The 14630-nt window shown below is 67.0% G+C and carries 15 protein-coding genes; 3 read left to right on the top strand and 12 right to left on the bottom strand.

The window, feature by feature from the left end:
- Window positions 1–64: 64 nt before the first annotated feature.
- Window positions 65–757 (bottom strand): class I SAM-dependent methyltransferase, encoded by a 693-nt coding sequence (locus tag HBE63_RS07330; RefSeq protein WP_166904165.1) that lies wholly within the window; start codon window positions 755–757, stop codon window positions 65–67.
- Window positions 758–802: 45 nt separating this feature from the next.
- Between HBE63_RS07330 and HBE63_RS07325 the strand changes: the two genes are divergently transcribed.
- Window positions 803–1234: a MarR family winged helix-turn-helix transcriptional regulator gene (locus HBE63_RS07325; protein ID WP_166904164.1), complete on the top strand. Its 432-nt coding sequence runs from the start codon at window positions 803–805 to the stop codon at window positions 1232–1234.
- A gap of 56 nt (window positions 1235–1290) precedes the next feature.
- Complete coding sequence (locus tag HBE63_RS07320) at window positions 1291–2412, top strand: glycerate kinase (protein WP_166904163.1); 1122 nt, start codon at window positions 1291–1293, stop codon at window positions 2410–2412.
- A 15-nt stretch (window positions 2413–2427) separates the two neighbouring features.
- Here HBE63_RS07320 and HBE63_RS07315 read toward each other — a convergent pair whose 3' ends face one another.
- From HBE63_RS07315 to rpsB, 7 genes are all read right to left on the bottom strand, one after another.
- The gene (locus HBE63_RS07315) at window positions 2428–2883 is read right to left on the bottom strand and encodes a DUF350 domain-containing protein (protein WP_166904162.1); all 456 of its coding nucleotides are present in this window, start codon (window positions 2881–2883) and stop codon (window positions 2428–2430) included.
- Window positions 2884–2900: 17 nt separating this feature from the next.
- Window positions 2901–4064 carry a glutathionylspermidine synthase family protein gene (locus HBE63_RS07310; RefSeq protein WP_166904161.1) on the bottom strand — a complete coding sequence of 388 codons (1164 nt, stop codon included), beginning with the start codon at window positions 4062–4064 and terminating at the stop codon, window positions 2901–2903.
- Window positions 4065–4619, bottom strand: coding sequence for a hypothetical protein (locus HBE63_RS07305; protein WP_166904160.1), 555 nt, complete (start codon window positions 4617–4619; stop codon window positions 4065–4067).
- A 135-nt stretch (window positions 4620–4754) separates the two neighbouring features.
- On the bottom strand, window positions 4755–6206 hold the full coding sequence (locus HBE63_RS07300) for an amidase (protein WP_166904159.1): 1452 nt from the start codon (window positions 6204–6206) through the stop codon (window positions 4755–4757).
- 37 nt (window positions 6207–6243) lie between these two features.
- Complete coding sequence (locus tag HBE63_RS07295; protein ID WP_166904158.1) at window positions 6244–7098, bottom strand: LLM class F420-dependent oxidoreductase; 855 nt, start codon at window positions 7096–7098, stop codon at window positions 6244–6246.
- A gap of 213 nt (window positions 7099–7311) precedes the next feature.
- Window positions 7312–8139: a translation elongation factor Ts gene (gene tsf / locus HBE63_RS07290; protein ID WP_166904157.1), complete on the bottom strand. Its 828-nt coding sequence runs from the start codon at window positions 8137–8139 to the stop codon at window positions 7312–7314.
- A 19-nt stretch (window positions 8140–8158) separates the two neighbouring features.
- Window positions 8159–8992, bottom strand: coding sequence for a 30S ribosomal protein S2 (gene rpsB, locus HBE63_RS07285; protein ID WP_166904156.1), 834 nt, complete (start codon window positions 8990–8992; stop codon window positions 8159–8161).
- 315 nt (window positions 8993–9307) lie between these two features.
- Between rpsB and HBE63_RS07280 the strand changes: the two genes are divergently transcribed.
- Window positions 9308–9787: a M23 family metallopeptidase gene (locus HBE63_RS07280; RefSeq protein WP_166909488.1), complete on the top strand. Its 480-nt coding sequence runs from the start codon at window positions 9308–9310 to the stop codon at window positions 9785–9787.
- Here HBE63_RS07280 and HBE63_RS07275 read toward each other — a convergent pair.
- The 4 genes from HBE63_RS07275 to HBE63_RS07260 all read right to left on the bottom strand — a co-directional run bounded on the left by HBE63_RS07275 (window position 9771) and on the right by HBE63_RS07260 (window position 14627).
- A complete protein-coding gene (locus HBE63_RS07275) occupies window positions 9771–10574 on the bottom strand; it encodes an alpha/beta fold hydrolase (RefSeq protein WP_243858548.1) in 804 nt (267 codons plus the stop codon). The two genes, HBE63_RS07280 and HBE63_RS07275, sit on opposite strands and share 17 nt — an antisense overlap.
- Window positions 10575–10672: 98 nt before the next feature.
- Window positions 10673–11569 (bottom strand): tyrosine recombinase XerC, encoded by an 897-nt coding sequence (locus HBE63_RS07270; RefSeq protein WP_166904155.1) that lies wholly within the window; start codon window positions 11567–11569, stop codon window positions 10673–10675.
- Window positions 11570–11637: 68 nt separating this feature from the next.
- A complete protein-coding gene (locus HBE63_RS07265; RefSeq protein WP_166904154.1) occupies window positions 11638–13584 on the bottom strand; it encodes an acyl-CoA dehydrogenase family protein in 1947 nt (648 codons plus the stop codon).
- Window positions 13581–14627, bottom strand: a complete 1047-nt coding sequence (locus tag HBE63_RS07260) for an oxygenase MpaB family protein (RefSeq protein ID WP_166904153.1) — start codon at window positions 14625–14627, stop codon at window positions 13581–13583. Before HBE63_RS07260 ends, HBE63_RS07265 begins: the two co-directional genes overlap by 4 nt.
- Window positions 14628–14630: the final 3 nt, after the last annotated feature.

The following is a 14630-nucleotide window of genomic DNA, read 5'->3' as shown; positions in this document are numbered from 1 at the left end:
GCACACCTAGTTTGGGTGAACTCCCGAGGACCGAGTGTCGCCGGCGGCGCAGATCGGCCGGCGACTATCCCAGATGCGCCTGTAGCAACCAGGCCGCCATGGACTTGCGATCGGCACCTTCGTCGCGGAGGTCCATTCGGGCGAAATCGGCGAAGTTGGCGAATTCCGCTGGCACGTGGGCGTGGATGCGGGCCGGTCGCACGTCGTCGATCACCCAGTACTTGCCGACGACCTCGCGCAATTCCTCCTCGCCGACCGGGTTGGCCGGTCCGGAATCGCCCATCGTCCCCTTGTCGAACACCAACACGAAGTAGGAGGCGCCGGGAGCGGCGGCCCGCACGATCGACTGCTGGTAGCCGTCGCGAAGTTCGACGGGCATGGAATGGAACAGCGTGGAATCCACAATCGTCCCGAAGCGACCGTCGTAGCCGGTGAACGCGCTGATGTCGGCCACCTCGAAGCTTGCGTTGGTCAGCCCGCGTTTGGCGGCTTCGGCCCGGGCCAACTCGATGGCGGTGGCCGACTGGTCCAGTCCGACCGTGCTGAATCCGCGCTCGGCCAGATCGAGCGCGGTGGCCGCCTCACCGCAGCCGGCGTCGAGCACCTCGCCGTGGAACTTGCCCTCGGCGATCAGTGCCGCGATCTCGGGCTGCGGTTCGCCGATGCTCCACGGCGGGCGCACCCCGGCAAACTCCGGAGCCTCACCGCGGTAAGCGGATTCGAACATTGCGTCTGACATTTCGCTTGGTGTGGTCATGCGTCCGGTATATCAACCTGATTGATATGTGTCAATATGCTTGATATGAACTCCGACATGGGCGGCATCCTGGAGGAACAGCCACTTGGATATTTGATGTATCGCGTGGTCGCGGTGTTGCAGCCACGGGTCTCCGCGCAGCTGCAACCGCTGGGCCTCAAACTGCCCGAGTTCGTCTGCCTCCGCGTCCTGTCGATGGCCCCAGGCCAGTCCAACGCTGAACTGGCCCGCCACACGAATGTGTCGCCACAGGCGATGAACAACGTGGTGCGCGGCCTTCAGGACCGCGGCGCGGTGCGCAGGCCGGCCACCGTCGACTCCGGACGGGCACTGCCCGCCGAGTTGACCGCCGAGGGCGTCGAACTACTCAAACGTGCCGAAGCGGCGGTGCTCGCCGCCGAGGACGAGGTGCTCGACCGCCTCGACACCGAGCAGCGACGCGAGCTCAAGCGGCTCCTGGCGCACGCGGTCAGCTGAGCCGTCCCGACTTCCGCCGCGCCGAGCAGCGCCACAGTCGGTAATGTCCGCAGCCGATGAAGATCGTGCTGGCCCCGGACTCCTTCAAGGAGTCGATGACCGCGTCGCAAGCGGTGGCGGCGCTGCGCGAGGGCGTCCGGTCGGTACTGCCCGACGCCGAGTGCATCGGGGTGCCGATGGCCGACGGCGGTGAAGGCACTGTGGATGCCGTCGTCGACGCGCTCGGCGGCGACCGCGTCGCGGTCGAGGTCAGCGACCCACTGGGTCGGCCTACGCGCGCCACCTATGGCTACGTCGCCGGGCGCCGCCTGGCCGTGATCGAGATGGCCAGCGCCTCCGGTCTGGAGCTGGTGACCCCATCTGACCGGGATATCCTGCGCGCCGGCACATTCGGCGTCGGGCAGTTGATCACCTCGGCCCTGGACCACGGCGTGACCGAGTTGCTGATCGGCATCGGCGGTTCGGCGACCAATGACGGCGGGGCCGGCATGCTTGCCGCCCTGGGCGTCGCCTTCACCGATGCCGACGGTGCCGCCTTGCCGCCCGGCGGCGGGGCGCTGGCACGGTTGCAGCACATCGACGTCTCCGGCCTGGACCCCAGACTGGCCGGTGTTCACGTCCGGATCGCCTCCGACGTGACGGCGCCGCTGCTCGGAACCGGTGGCGCCAGTGCAGTTTTCGGCCCGCAGAAAGGGGCCACCCCGGCTGATGTCGCGACCCTCGAATCCGCGTTGACCCGCCTGGTCGAGGTGACCGAGGCCTCGCTCGGCCACGCCCGACCGGATCGAGCGGGCGCCGGGGCCGCCGGCGGTCTGGGCTTCGGACTGATGGAATTCCTTGCCGCCGAATGCGACCCGGGCGTCGAGGTGATCGCCCAGACGGTGGGACTGGAACGGGCGTTGACCGGAGCGGACTGGGTGTTCACCGGCGAAGGCAGTGTCGACGCTCAGACCATGCTGGGCAAGACGCCATTCGGCGTCGCGCAGGTGGCTGCACGCACCGGTGCCCGGGTGGTGATCTTCGGCGGCCGGGTGGCCCCCGACGCTGACGTCCTGCTGGCCAACGGCGTCGACACGTTGGTGGCGATCACCGCACCCGGCACCCCGCTGGATGAAGCGTTGCGTGGGGGTCCGGCCGCGTTGGCGCGCGCAGCCGCCGAGATCTGCCGGACCCTCTAGCGCGAGCGGTGGGAGCTAGAGGATCGCGGCCGCCACGATCAGCCCGAATGCCAGGTAGGAGGCCGTCACAACCAGGACCTGTGGGGTAAATCGTTCGGCGGCCAGCACCCCGCCGATGTCGATCCCTTTGATCGCGCCGACCAGCCGGACCGATAAGACCTGGGCCGCAATGCCCAACAGCCCGAACACCAACGTGGTGATCAGGCCCTGGACCAGATCACCCGACGAGCTGTAGATGGCCAGCACGATGATCAGCGCCATCGAGACCACGCCGGAGGCAGCCACCGCGGCGGCGTTGGGCCGGCCGGCCTGGACCAGGGTCCGCAGCGGTCCCGGGGTGGTCCAGTCGATCACGTAGAAACCCAGGACCATCAGCGCCACACCGACAATCGAGTACAGCAGGATGGCCGATACCCCATGGCCGAGGACCGACCAGTAATCGGAGCTGAGGGCAACCAGGGTGGTTGTCATAGGTTAGTCCTTCCGGGTCACTGCGGGATGCGGTGTGGCACAAAGGCAGCGCCGTTGTCGGTGACGAGACCGGAGGTCTCGCGGATCCCGAGTCCGGCGGATTCGTCGCCGACGATCCATGCGCCCAAGGCGGGGCGCATGTCGTCGAATTGCGGTAGCGGATCGAGCAACTGGTACACGTAGCCCTCCTCGCCGTACACACCGCCGGTCTCGGTTTCGTACCCGGCGCCGACGATGGTGATGTTGGCGCCCTCACGGCCGAGTTTGGGTTTGCGAACGTACTCGGTCAGCTCATGCGGGTCATCGACGTAGGCCGGCAACAGGTTCGGGTGCCCGGGATACATCTCCCACAGCACCGCCAGGATCGCCTTGTTGCTCAACAGTGTCTTCCACAACGGCTCCACCCACATGGTGGCAGGCAGCTGCTCGATCGCCCGGCGGCCGAAATCGTCGTCGAGCATCCACTCCCACGGATAGAGCTTGAAGACCGACGACATGGGAGCTTCCTCCAGGTCGACGAACCGGTCGAGGTCCTGGTCAAATCCGATGTCCTCGATCGCCAGGCCCACGGTGCGCAGACCGGCCTCGGCCGCGCACTCCTGGAGATAGGCCACGGTCACGTGATCCTCACCGCTGGTCTCGGCTCCTGACCAGGTGAAGTAGGTCTCGGTGCCCGGGAGGCGGTCACGGATTTCGGTCCAGCGGGTGACTAGCCTCTCGTGCAGGGAGTTCCACTGATCATCGGCCGGGTAGACATCGGTCTTCCAGTGCCACTGCAGGATCGCCGCCTCGAGCAGTGTGGTCGGGGTGTCGGCGTTGTACTCCAGCAGCACCGGCGGCCGACGACCGTCGTAGCGCAGGTCGAAGCGGCCGTACAGGTGTGGATCGCTGCGCCGCCAAGACTTCTCGATGTGCTCCCAGCTCCATTCGGGAAGCCCGAAGTCGCGATAGCGGCCGGTCAGCACGACGTTCTCGACGGCCTCCAGGCACATCGAGTGGAGCACCTCGACGGAAGCCTCGATCGACAGCACCTCGTCCATGTCGAAGACGTAGTGCACCGATTCATCCCAGTACGGGCGGTCGGCGCCCGTCGCGTCGCGCGCCGGAGTTCCGTAACACATGCCCTGGTCGGCGATGATCTGTTCCCAGCCGGCTCGCGGGGAACTACGTTGACGGCGCATTCAGCTTCCCGAGCTTCCGCCGTAGCTTGATGACGAGCCGAATCCGCCCCTTTTGATCGACGTCCCCGATTTGGTCTTGGGCGTGGTGCCCTTGGGAACCTCCAGCGTTCCGCCCCGGGCCACGGTGCCCACCCCGCCATTGTTGCCGCCGTAGTAATAGCGGTATGGCGAGCCGAGATAGATGAAAGTACCGCCGGAGCTGCTGTGGCCACTGGAGCAGTACGAGTCGGGCACTACCTCGTTGGACCCGTCCTTGACGCAACTGGCTGCGATTTCCTCTTTGTGCAGCAATTGGTAACCCAGCGCGACCACCCCGACCACACCGACCACCGCCACCGAGCCCATCAGGACCTTCTTGCCGGTGGCGGCCCGCTGCTCGCGCCTCTCCTCCTGCAGCCTGGCCCACTCCTCGGCCGCCTCACGGGCCTTCTGTGCCTTGTCGCGCTGCCGCGCCTCGGCCACGGTCGGGGGCCGCGGCGTGGCGGTACTCGGATCCTGCCAACGGATCGATCCCCGACCGTCGTCGCCCGACTGGTCGTCTGGTCCAGACGTCATTCACACCCCCGCAACAGTGACACCTGCCGGTCATCATAGGAGGACGCGGTCACCTGCGCGCCCAGCACCTGGCCAAAATCCGGACGGACAGGCGGGCCGGCATTCGCTTCCACCACAGTGGATGCCAAAGAACGTCTATCTCACCGCTTTTCGCGCCCGTTTCCGCGGGGCTGGCGGGGCCGGTTCTTGAATGCGGGGCCAGGGTCTGGCCTCCTCCAGCTCGTAGGCCAGCTCCAGCAGCAGGGCTTCGCGGCCACGGGTCGCCGACAGCATCATTCCTACCGGGAGGCCGGACTCCGTCTGGGCCAGCGGCAGCGAGATGGCCGGGTCTCCGGTCGCGTTCTGCAGCGGCGTGAAAGCCACCCAGCCCAGCAATCGGTCGATGATCTGCTCGTAGTCCGCGGTCGGATCGAGGCGGCCGATCTCCAGGGTGGGCTCGGCCAGGGTCGGCATGAGCACCGCGTCATAGCTGTTGGACAGCCGCTCGGTGATCCGCCGGGACCGGGCCAGCCGGGCGATCGCCGTGGGGACCCGATACAGGTTGCGCGACGCGAGTCGTTCCAGTCCGAGGGTGAGCTGGTCGAGCTTGTCGCGGTCGAAACTCGGGCCGAAGGTCCGCTTCCCGCCCCGCACGAGCGCGTACGCCAGAAACGCCCAGTACAGCAGGAAATCATCCTTGAACCGGGCCGGGACCGGGTTGCCGATCACGGTGATCTGGTGGCCCAGTTCCTCCAGCAGCGCAGCCGTCCTGTGGGTCAACTCGGTCATCTCCGGACCGGCGTCATGGACGACCGATTGTGTGCACACCGCGATGCGCAGGCGCTGCTTGCCCGGGCGGCTGACATCGCCGATCGGCGGCAGCTTGGGGTTGCGGTAGACGCGTTCCATCTCCCGGTAGAGCGCCGCGGTGTCACGCACCGATCGGGTGAGCACTCCGTCGGACACGATCCGCAGCGGCATCATCCGCAGGTCCTTGTCCTGCGGCAGCCGGCCCCGGGTCGGCTTGAGGCCGACCAGACCGTTGCAGGCGGCGGGGATCCGGATCGAGCCGCCCCCGTCGTTGGCGTGGGCGATGGGCACCGCACCCGCCGCGACGAAAGCACCCGAACCCGACGAGGAGGCGCCCGCGGTGTAGGCGGGGTTCCACGGGTTGCGAACCGGCCCCAGGCGCGGATGCTCGCAGGAGGCACTGAAGCCGAACTCCGAGAGCCGGGTCTTGCCCAGCGGCACCAGGCCGGTGGCGAGGTACGCGCGGGCAAAGTCTCCATGGGCGGTTTCGGGACGGGGTTCCCACGCGTCGGTGCCGCGCATCGTCGGCATGCCCTCGACCGCGGCGTTGTCCTTGACGAAGGTCGGGACACCGTCGAAGAACCCGCCATAGCGGCTGGGCCCCGCGCCGCGGGCGTGGGCCCGGTCGAACGCTTCGAACGCCAGCCCGTTGAGGGTGGGATTGACCGCCTCGACTCGCGCCACCGCGGCCTCGATCAGGTCGGCCGCCGAGACCCGGCCGGCTCGCAGTTCCTCCACCAGGCCGACGGCGTCGTGCTCACCCAGGGCATCGTCGCCGAAGGCGAAGATTCGACTCATGCTCAGACGGTACCAAGTAGTACCGCTCGGGCAGTCGTCACTGCGTCCGGGCCACGCTCTGCAGCACGGCCAGATGCTCGTCGACGGTCCGCAGACCCGCTCCCATGGTGTTCACCGTGACGTGTGTGGCTCCGGCGTCGGCCCACGCGGCGATGTCGGCCGCGGCCTTGTCCGGATCACCGGTCCAGCCCACCCGACCCTCCATGCCGATGCTGGCGGGATCTCGCCCGGCGGAGACCGCGGCACGCTCGACCCGCGCTCGTGCGTCATCGAGTTCCAGCCCGGGCCCGACCATCGGGAACCAGCCGTCGCCGAGTCGCCCGGCCCGCTCCAGGGCCCGCGCAGAGGCCGCTCCGAACCACACCGGAATCGGACGCTGCACCGGCAGCGGCGCCAGACCTGCACCGGTCACCCGGTGGTGGCGGCCCTCGAAGGTCACCGACGATTCGGTCCACAACCGGCGCATCAGCTCGACTTGCTCCTCGGAGCGCCTGCCGCGGTTCCCGAATTCCTCGCCGAGCGCCTCATACTCGACCGCATTCCAGCCCAGCCCGACACCCAGACGCAGGCGCCCGCCGCTGAGCAGGTCGATCTCGGCAGCCTGCTTGGCCACCAGAACCGCCTGGCGCTGCGGCAGGATGATCACCCCGGTCACCAATTCCAGTGAGGTGACCGCGGCCAGATAGCCGAACATCACCATCGGCTCGTGAAAAGTGGTGTAAAGGTCATAAGGGCCTGCCCAGTCCCGATGGACAGCCGGATCTGCGCCGACGACATGGTCGTAAGCCAGGATGTGGGTGAAGCCCAACTCTTCGACACGCTGGCCGTAGGTTCGCACGGCTCCTGGATCCCCGCCGAGTTCTGTCTGCGGAAAAACAACCCCTACACGCATGCTCACCTCCAACACCATTGGTACCTGCCACACTCCCATACCGGCAAAGCTCCTCGCGCCGGCGTGAGCAACTACCCGGCACCGACCAAGTCACGAATGAACAAAACCCCGCGCTTTCCGGGATCGCCGGAATGAGCGCGGGGTTTTGCGGCGGGCGGCGACGGCTGAGCCGTCAAACCGGGTGTGGTGTGCCGCCCGGGTCTCGGTGTACTGCTAGGCCTGGCCGACCTCGAACCGCACGAAGCGGGTCACGGTGACCCCGGCCTCGTCCAGCAGGGCCTTCACGGTCTTCTTGTTGTCGGACACCGACGGCTGGTCCAGCAGCACGACGTCCTTGTAGTAGCCCGTGACGCGACCTTCGACGATCTTGGGCAGCGCCTGCTCAGGCTTGCCCTCTGACTTCGCGGTCTCCTCGGCGATCCGGCGCTCGTTGGCGACGATGTCCTCGGGCACGTCCTCACGGGTGAGGTACTTGGCCTTGAGCGCGGCGATCTGCAGGGCGACCGAGTGAGCGGCCTCCTTGCCCTTCTCCGCGTCGCCGGCCTCGTACTCGACCAGCACGCCGACGGCCGGCGGCAGGTCCGCGGCACGCTTGTGCAGGTAGGTCTCGACCGTGCCGTCGAAGTAGGCGGCCCGACGCAGCTCGAGCTTCTCGCCGATCTTGGCGGACAAGTCCGCGATCGATTGCTCGACGGTGGTGTCCCCGGCCTTGGCGGCCTTGAGGGCATCCACATCGCCGGCCTTCGCAGCGGCAGCAGCCGCGACGACCTGGTCGGCGAGCTCCTGGAACTCGGCGTTCTTGGCGACGAAGTCGGTCTCGGAGTTCAGCTCGATAAGCGCGCCGTCCTTGGCCGCGACCAGACCTTCGGCAGTGGCGCGCTCAGCGCGCTTGCCGACGTCCTTGGCGCCCTTGATACGGAGCAGCTCGACCGCCTTGTCGAAGTCGCCGCCGGCATCGACCAGAGCGTTCTTCGAAGCGAGCATGCCGGCGCCGGTCAGATCCCGCAGTCGCTTGACGTCGGCAGCGGTGTAGTTAGCCATGTAAAGACTTCTCCTGGAATTACGAAGCGTCAGTGGATGTTTCGGGTGCAGCCGCCGCGGCCTCGCCCTCGGCGGTGCCGGCGGTCGCACCGGCGAGCAGCTCCTGCTCCCACTCGGCGAGCGGCTCGACACCCTCGGTGGCCTGCTTCTCACCGGCACCTGCGCCGGCCCGGGCCTTCAGACCCTCGGCGACCGCGGAGGCCACCACCTTGGTCAGCAGTGCTGCGGAGCGAATGGCGTCGTCGTTGCCCGGGATCGGGTAGTTGACCTGATCGGGGTCGCAGTTGGTGTCCAGGATCGCGATGACCGGGATGCCCAGCTTGATGGCCTCGTTGACGGCGAGGTGCTCCTTGTTGGTGTCGACGACCCAGATCGCCGACGGCACCTTGGCCATGTCCCTGATTCCACCGAGGGACCGCTCCAACTTGTTCTTCTCACGCGTGAGCATGAGGATTTCCTTCTTGGTGCGACCCTCGAAGCCACCGGTCTGCTCCATGGCCTCGAGCTCCTTCATCCGCTGAAGGCGCTTGTGCACGGTGGAGAAGTTGGTGAGCATGCCGCCCAGCCAGCGCTGGTTCACGTAGGGCATGCCGACGCGGGTGGCCTCTTCGGCGATGGACTCCTGCGCCTGCTTCTTGGTGCCGACGAACAGCACGGTGCCGCCATGGGCCACCGTCTCCTTGACGAACTCGTAAGCCTTGTCGATGTAGGTCAGCGTCTGCTGCAGATCGATGATGTAGATGCCATTGCGGTCGGTGAAGATGAACCGCTTCATCTTGGGGTTCCAGCGACGGGTCTGATGCCCGAAGTGAGCGCCGCTATCCAGCAGCTGCTTCATGGTCACAACAGCCATGAACTCATCCTTTATGTTGTCGGTTGTCGCCCAGCGTCGGGGTGATGCCAGGCCCTGGTGCCTGCCGGCTGCCGAACCCGCTCCGGGAAATCCCAGGTCAGGACCGTCGGCATCCGTGTACGACCCCGTTGAGGCAATCGATATGCGCAGACACGCGAAGTCAGCCCGCTAGCGAGCTGCGGGTAGAAGTTTACACGCTGCACCGGCCTGCTTTTACCACGCGGCAAACGCGGACCCGTTCATCCACAGCCCCGGGTTTCGGGACTTCCGATCCGCCCGGGTTGACGCTGAACTGGGGTGGTGAGGTTTGCCGTGATGGCGCTGCTGGTGAGTATGACGTGGATGTGGCCGACCGGCGCCCACGCCGAGGGCTCCCGTCTGCACTGGCCGGTATCTCCGCGACCGGCAGTGACCAGGGGTTTCGATGCCCCCTCCCCCAATTGGAACCGCGGCCACCGTGGCGTCGACCTGGCCGCCGCGCCGGACCAACCGATCTATGCCGCAGGGCCGGGCACCGTGGTGTTCGCCGGCGTGCTGGCCGGCCGTCCGGTGGTCTCACTCGCCCACCCGGGTGGGCTGCGCACCAGCTACGAACCGGTGCAGGCCGCGGTACGGCCCGGACAGACCGTCACGGCCGGGCAAATGCTCGGCCGGCTGCTGGCCGGCCACCCCGGTTGTCCGGCGACGGCCTGCCTGCACTGGGGAGCGATGTGGGGCGCGGCCGCCCGGGCGGACTATGTCGACCCGTTGGGGCTGCTCGCCGAGACGCCGATCCGGCTCAAGCCGCTGGGCTGAGGCCGCGCAGGAATCCGATGATCGCATCGAGCACGACATCCGGCTGGTCACGCTGAACCCAATGTCCGGCACCGGCAACGATTTTCAGGTGTCCGTTCGGGGTCAGCTCGGCAGCGGCGCGGGCCCGCGCGACGGGTACGCCTGGGTCACGATCGCCGTGGATCACGAGCACGGGGCACCTCACCTCGACCAGCCGTGGTGTGTAGTCCGTGCGCAGCCGATTCCACCGAACCTGGTCACGCTGCCACTGTTCGAACGCGCGGAACCCCTCGGGTCGGCCCGCCTGGGCCATGATCTCGTCCATCAACGCGTCGGTGACCTGCGCGGGGTCGGTGATCAGTGCCTGCATGCTGCGCACCATCGCCCTGCGATTGGTACCCACCCAGCGGGTCACCGCGCCCAACAGGCCGGTACGCAACGTTGCCCAGGTGACGAGTTGCCGCACTCCGGACAGCGGTCCGTCCGACAGCCGGGGCATCAAGCCGTAACTGCCCAGGAGCATCGCGCCGGTGACGCGGTCCGGTCGGTCCAGTACATGGCCGATGGTCATGCCGCCGCCGAGCGAGAGTCCGCCGACCGCATAGCGCTGCAGATCGAGCGCGTCGACGAACTCCCCCACGTAGCCGACCAACCGTTCCTGTGTCACCAGCAGCCGGGCCGGCGCACTGTGGCCGTAGCCGGGATGGTCCGGTGCGACGACGCGGTAACCGGCCTGGGCCAGCCGGGGGCCGATGCCGCCCCACGACAACGATGCACTGTCCACCCCGCCGCCGTGCAGCAACAGCACTGTGGATCCAGGTTCGGAGGGTTCCCAGGTGAGATAGGAGACGGGGCCCGACGGCAGGTCGATGCGGGCTCGGATCGCGGCGATGACGTCTCCTCTGATCAGGCCCGTGGGTGGGCCTTGTCGTGCACGGCACGCAGTCGCTCCACGGTGACATGGGTGTAGAGCTGCGTGGTGGCCAATGAGGTGTGGCCCAACAACTCCTGCACGATGCGCAGATCCGCACCACCTTCGAGCAGGTGCGTGGCCGCGCTGTGGCGCAGTCCGTGCGGGCCGATGTCGGGGGCACCGTCGACGGCGGAGACCGTCTGGTGCACCACGGTGCGGGCCTGCCGCGGATCGAGCCGTTTCCCGCGAGCCCCGAGCAATAGTGCGGGCCCGGAATCGGCGGTGGCCAGGGCCGGCCGGCCCTCGGTGAGCCACGCTGTGAGCGCGTGGCGTGCGGGCTCGCCGAACGGAACCGTGCGCTGCTTGTTGCCCTTGCCCAGCACCTGCAGCACCCGACGTGCGGTGTCGATATCGTCGATGTCCAGCCCGCACAACTCGCTGACCCGGATCCCGGTGGCGTACAGCATCTCCACAATCAACCGGTCCCGCAATGCCAGCGGATCACCTTCCTGCACAGCGGAATTCATCACCTCCATGGCGTCGATCGCCTGATCGCGACGCAGCACCGAAGGTAGGGTGCGGTGGGCCCTGGGGACCTGCAACCGGGCCGCGGAGTCATCTGGGAGAAGCCCCCGCCGGGCCGCCCAGGTGCAGAAGGTCTTGACCGTCGAGGTGCGCCGCGCCAGCGTGGTCCGTGCCGCTCCGGCCGCCGCCTGTGTGGCCAACCATGACCGCAGCGCCGGCAGGGTCACGGTGTCCAGACCACCGCCGGTGTGGTCGAACAACGCCCTCAGATCACCCCGGTACGCCCGGCGGGTGTGCTCAGACCTGCCGCATTGCAGCGCGAGATACTCGTCGAACTCGGCGAGTACGTCTCCGACTGCGGCCATCGTGCCACCCTGGCAGAACCGGGCCCGGCCTGCACCCGACGCGCCGGGCCTCTACCGTCGCGTGACCATCACGGATTCATCTCGTAGCGGTCGGCCAGTCCGCGTACAGCGGTCACCACGCGATCGCGGCGGGCGGAATCTGCCACGGGCTGCTTGACGATGTCGAGGGCACGCTGCTGTTGCACGGCGGTGGCATCCGCATGGCAGTGCAGCTTGGTCGCGTGGGTGGACATGTCGGTGACGAGCACCTCGAACAGCTGGCCAATCAGATCGGTAAGGCTGTCGGTTCCATCGTTTTCGATCTCGGCTTGCTCCAGGATCAGCTGGGCATACGGGATGAGAGTGAACATCTCGCCGATGGCGAGCAGGAAGTCGACGTTGCGCTGTTGTTCGGCGTTCGGTGCCGCCACCGCCAGCAGCGTCTGCAAGGCCTGTGCCTGGGCCAGGAACACAGCGACATTCGGCGTCGTCGCAAATCGGCGCAGCACAGCCTGCCAGTCCCCGAACCTGATTTTCGCCAACCCACTGCTGGGACCCTGTCGGAACAGGAAGTCGTCATTGACACCGTCTCGCCGGGTCGGCACCTCGGGCACCTCGGACAGCAGCGGTTTGAGTTGTGGAATACGCTGCGCCAAGGGCGATTCCGCAAGGGCGCCACCGACGGTGCGCAAGCCTCCGGCGAGTGCGCTCACCAACGGTGCCGGGGCCCGGCCGACCGGCAGCACGTTCAGCGCGGCGAGCGCTGCATCCGATGCGCCGAACATGTAGTTCTGCATGAACTTCAGTGACAGCGCCATGTTGACGTGCACCGTGCCTTCCAGCCGTGGTAACCCGGTGACGCCGAGCAGTGCCATGGTGAAGTACATGTCGGATTCGAAAGCGCGGGCGGCGATGGTGTCGGACAGCAGCGTGACAATTTTCTCGCCCTCGCGGGTGACGTTCATCTTCTCGATCGCGTTGAACAGCAGGTAACGCCGGTCGTCCAGGCTCGCACTCCGCATGTAGTCGATCGCGCGCTCGCTGTAGAGCTTCATGCCGACCAGCCGGGCGTAGCCGTCGGCCAGCATGCGGCGGATCTGCGGGAACTCGGTGACTCGTTGGCCGAACAGCACGCGGTTCTCCGCGTGGGTGACGGCCTCGTACATGGCATGCTCACAGGCCCCGACCGCACCGAATCCGAGGTTGAATTTGCCGATGTTCACGGTGTTGATGGCGGCGTTGAAGGCTGCTTTGCCCTCATGCAGGATGTCGTCGGGACCGACCGGGTAGTCCTCCAGGTCGAACGCCGCGACGTACATCTGGCCGTCGACGACGTTCTTGCGGAGGTGGTAGTTCGAATGCTGGCTGTCGGCGGCGAAGAACAGGTATCCCTCGAAGTCCTGCTCGGGACGGCGCCGGTCGAGATCGGAGCTGTCGATGATGGGTTTGTCGGAGCGACGGCCGAACACCGAGACCATGCCGGCCAGGTTGCCGTTGCCGATGTAGTACTTGCCGCCGGTCGCGGTGTACGACCCGTCTGCTGCGTTGTCGGGGCCGGGCGTCAGCACCATGTCAGTCGAATAGACGTCGGCGCCATGCGCCTGCTCGGACAGCCCGAACGCGAAGATCTCCCCCGAATCCAGCAGGACGGCAGCCTTTTTGCGCGCCACGATGTTCTCCGACTGCCAGATCGGGCCGAGCCCGAGGATCGTGACCTGCCAGACGTACCAGTACTGCATGCCGTAGAACCCGAGGATCTGGCTGTACATCGCGTTGCGGGCGGTGTCCCAACGCTTGTCGGCATCGCCGCCGGCCTCTGACGCCGGGGTCAGGAACGTTGCGAAGATGCCCTCCCGCTTGACCAGGTCGAGAAAGTCGCTGTACCAGACCCGATCCCGGTCCTGCTGCTTGAGCCACCGCTTGCCGTGGGACTCGAAGAAGTCGATGGTGGCCCGGAAGATCTCCCGGGTTCTCGTATCGAACTGGTCGAAGGCGGTCCGGTTCGGATCGAACAGGACATCGGATCGTGCGGTCACGCCAAACTCCCTAGGTAGGACTGAGATTCGATGAGGCCCTCGTCGCTGGGTCGCTGACCCTGGCCGAACACCCGCTCGTGTTGTCGCGCCCGCAACTCCTTGTGCGCATCGGCGGGCTTGACGTAGCCATAGCGCCTGCGGCCTTCTTCGGGACTGAGCACTTCGGTCGACCGCGGCGGTATGCCCATGATGTAGGGGCCTGCGATAGGCACCACCGACGGGGCAATGATCTTGGAAACCAACAGCTTCAGCCGGGGAACCCGGTCAACCACGCCGAAGCCGAGTCTGAGCACCGGTCGCACGGCCACATCCACCAGGCGGGGCTGATCAAATCCACTGAGCCGGCGCATCCAGCGCGGCATGGTGGCGATGGTCCCGGCGCGCAGGAACCAGTTGAGGATTTCGACGGCCGGGTTCGCGATCCGAGGCGCGGGCGGCAACACCACCTTGGCGTTGAGCAGATGGTCCATCATCGCGCGGGCGGCCTCGCTGACGGCGAGGTGCGGCCGCATCTGCTCGAAGTACTCGTTGATGCCGTCACGGGTCCGCGGGACGTCGACCGGATCGCAGGTCTGGAACTCGGCGGCCCGTGCGCAGTCCTGCCAGTAGCGGGCCTCCTCCTCGGCCGTCAGCTTTCCGCCGCCGTACAGTTCGTAAGCCTTGAGCACCGAGTGCCAGCCGGTGAGCAGGATCCACAGCTGCGACTTGGGGTCGTTGGCGTCGTACTTGTTGCCGCTCAGGGGTTCGGTGCCAATGGCTTTCGAATGGACTTTCACCAGAACATCCGCGGTCTTGAGCACCGATTCGGTGTCGGCGAAAGCGACCATCGCGAAGTAACGCACAGTCCGGTCGTATCGGGTGCGGGGCCGATCGTAATTGGCGCCGGTGGTGTCGACCGCGGCGATCAGGGCAGGGTCGAGTTCCTCGACCACCACGGCGCGTTGCAGTCCGATGATCGGCGTCGTCGCATGCCCCCAGACCTTCCAGGTCACCGAATCCGGTCCGAAGAACCCGTAGTCAGCCATCGGCTGAAGATCGGACATAGT

Source organism: Mycobacterium sp. DL440 (assembly GCF_011745145.1).
GTDB lineage: Bacteria > Actinomycetota > Actinomycetes > Mycobacteriales > Mycobacteriaceae > Mycobacterium.
This window is presented reverse-complemented; position numbering and strand designations above follow the sequence as displayed.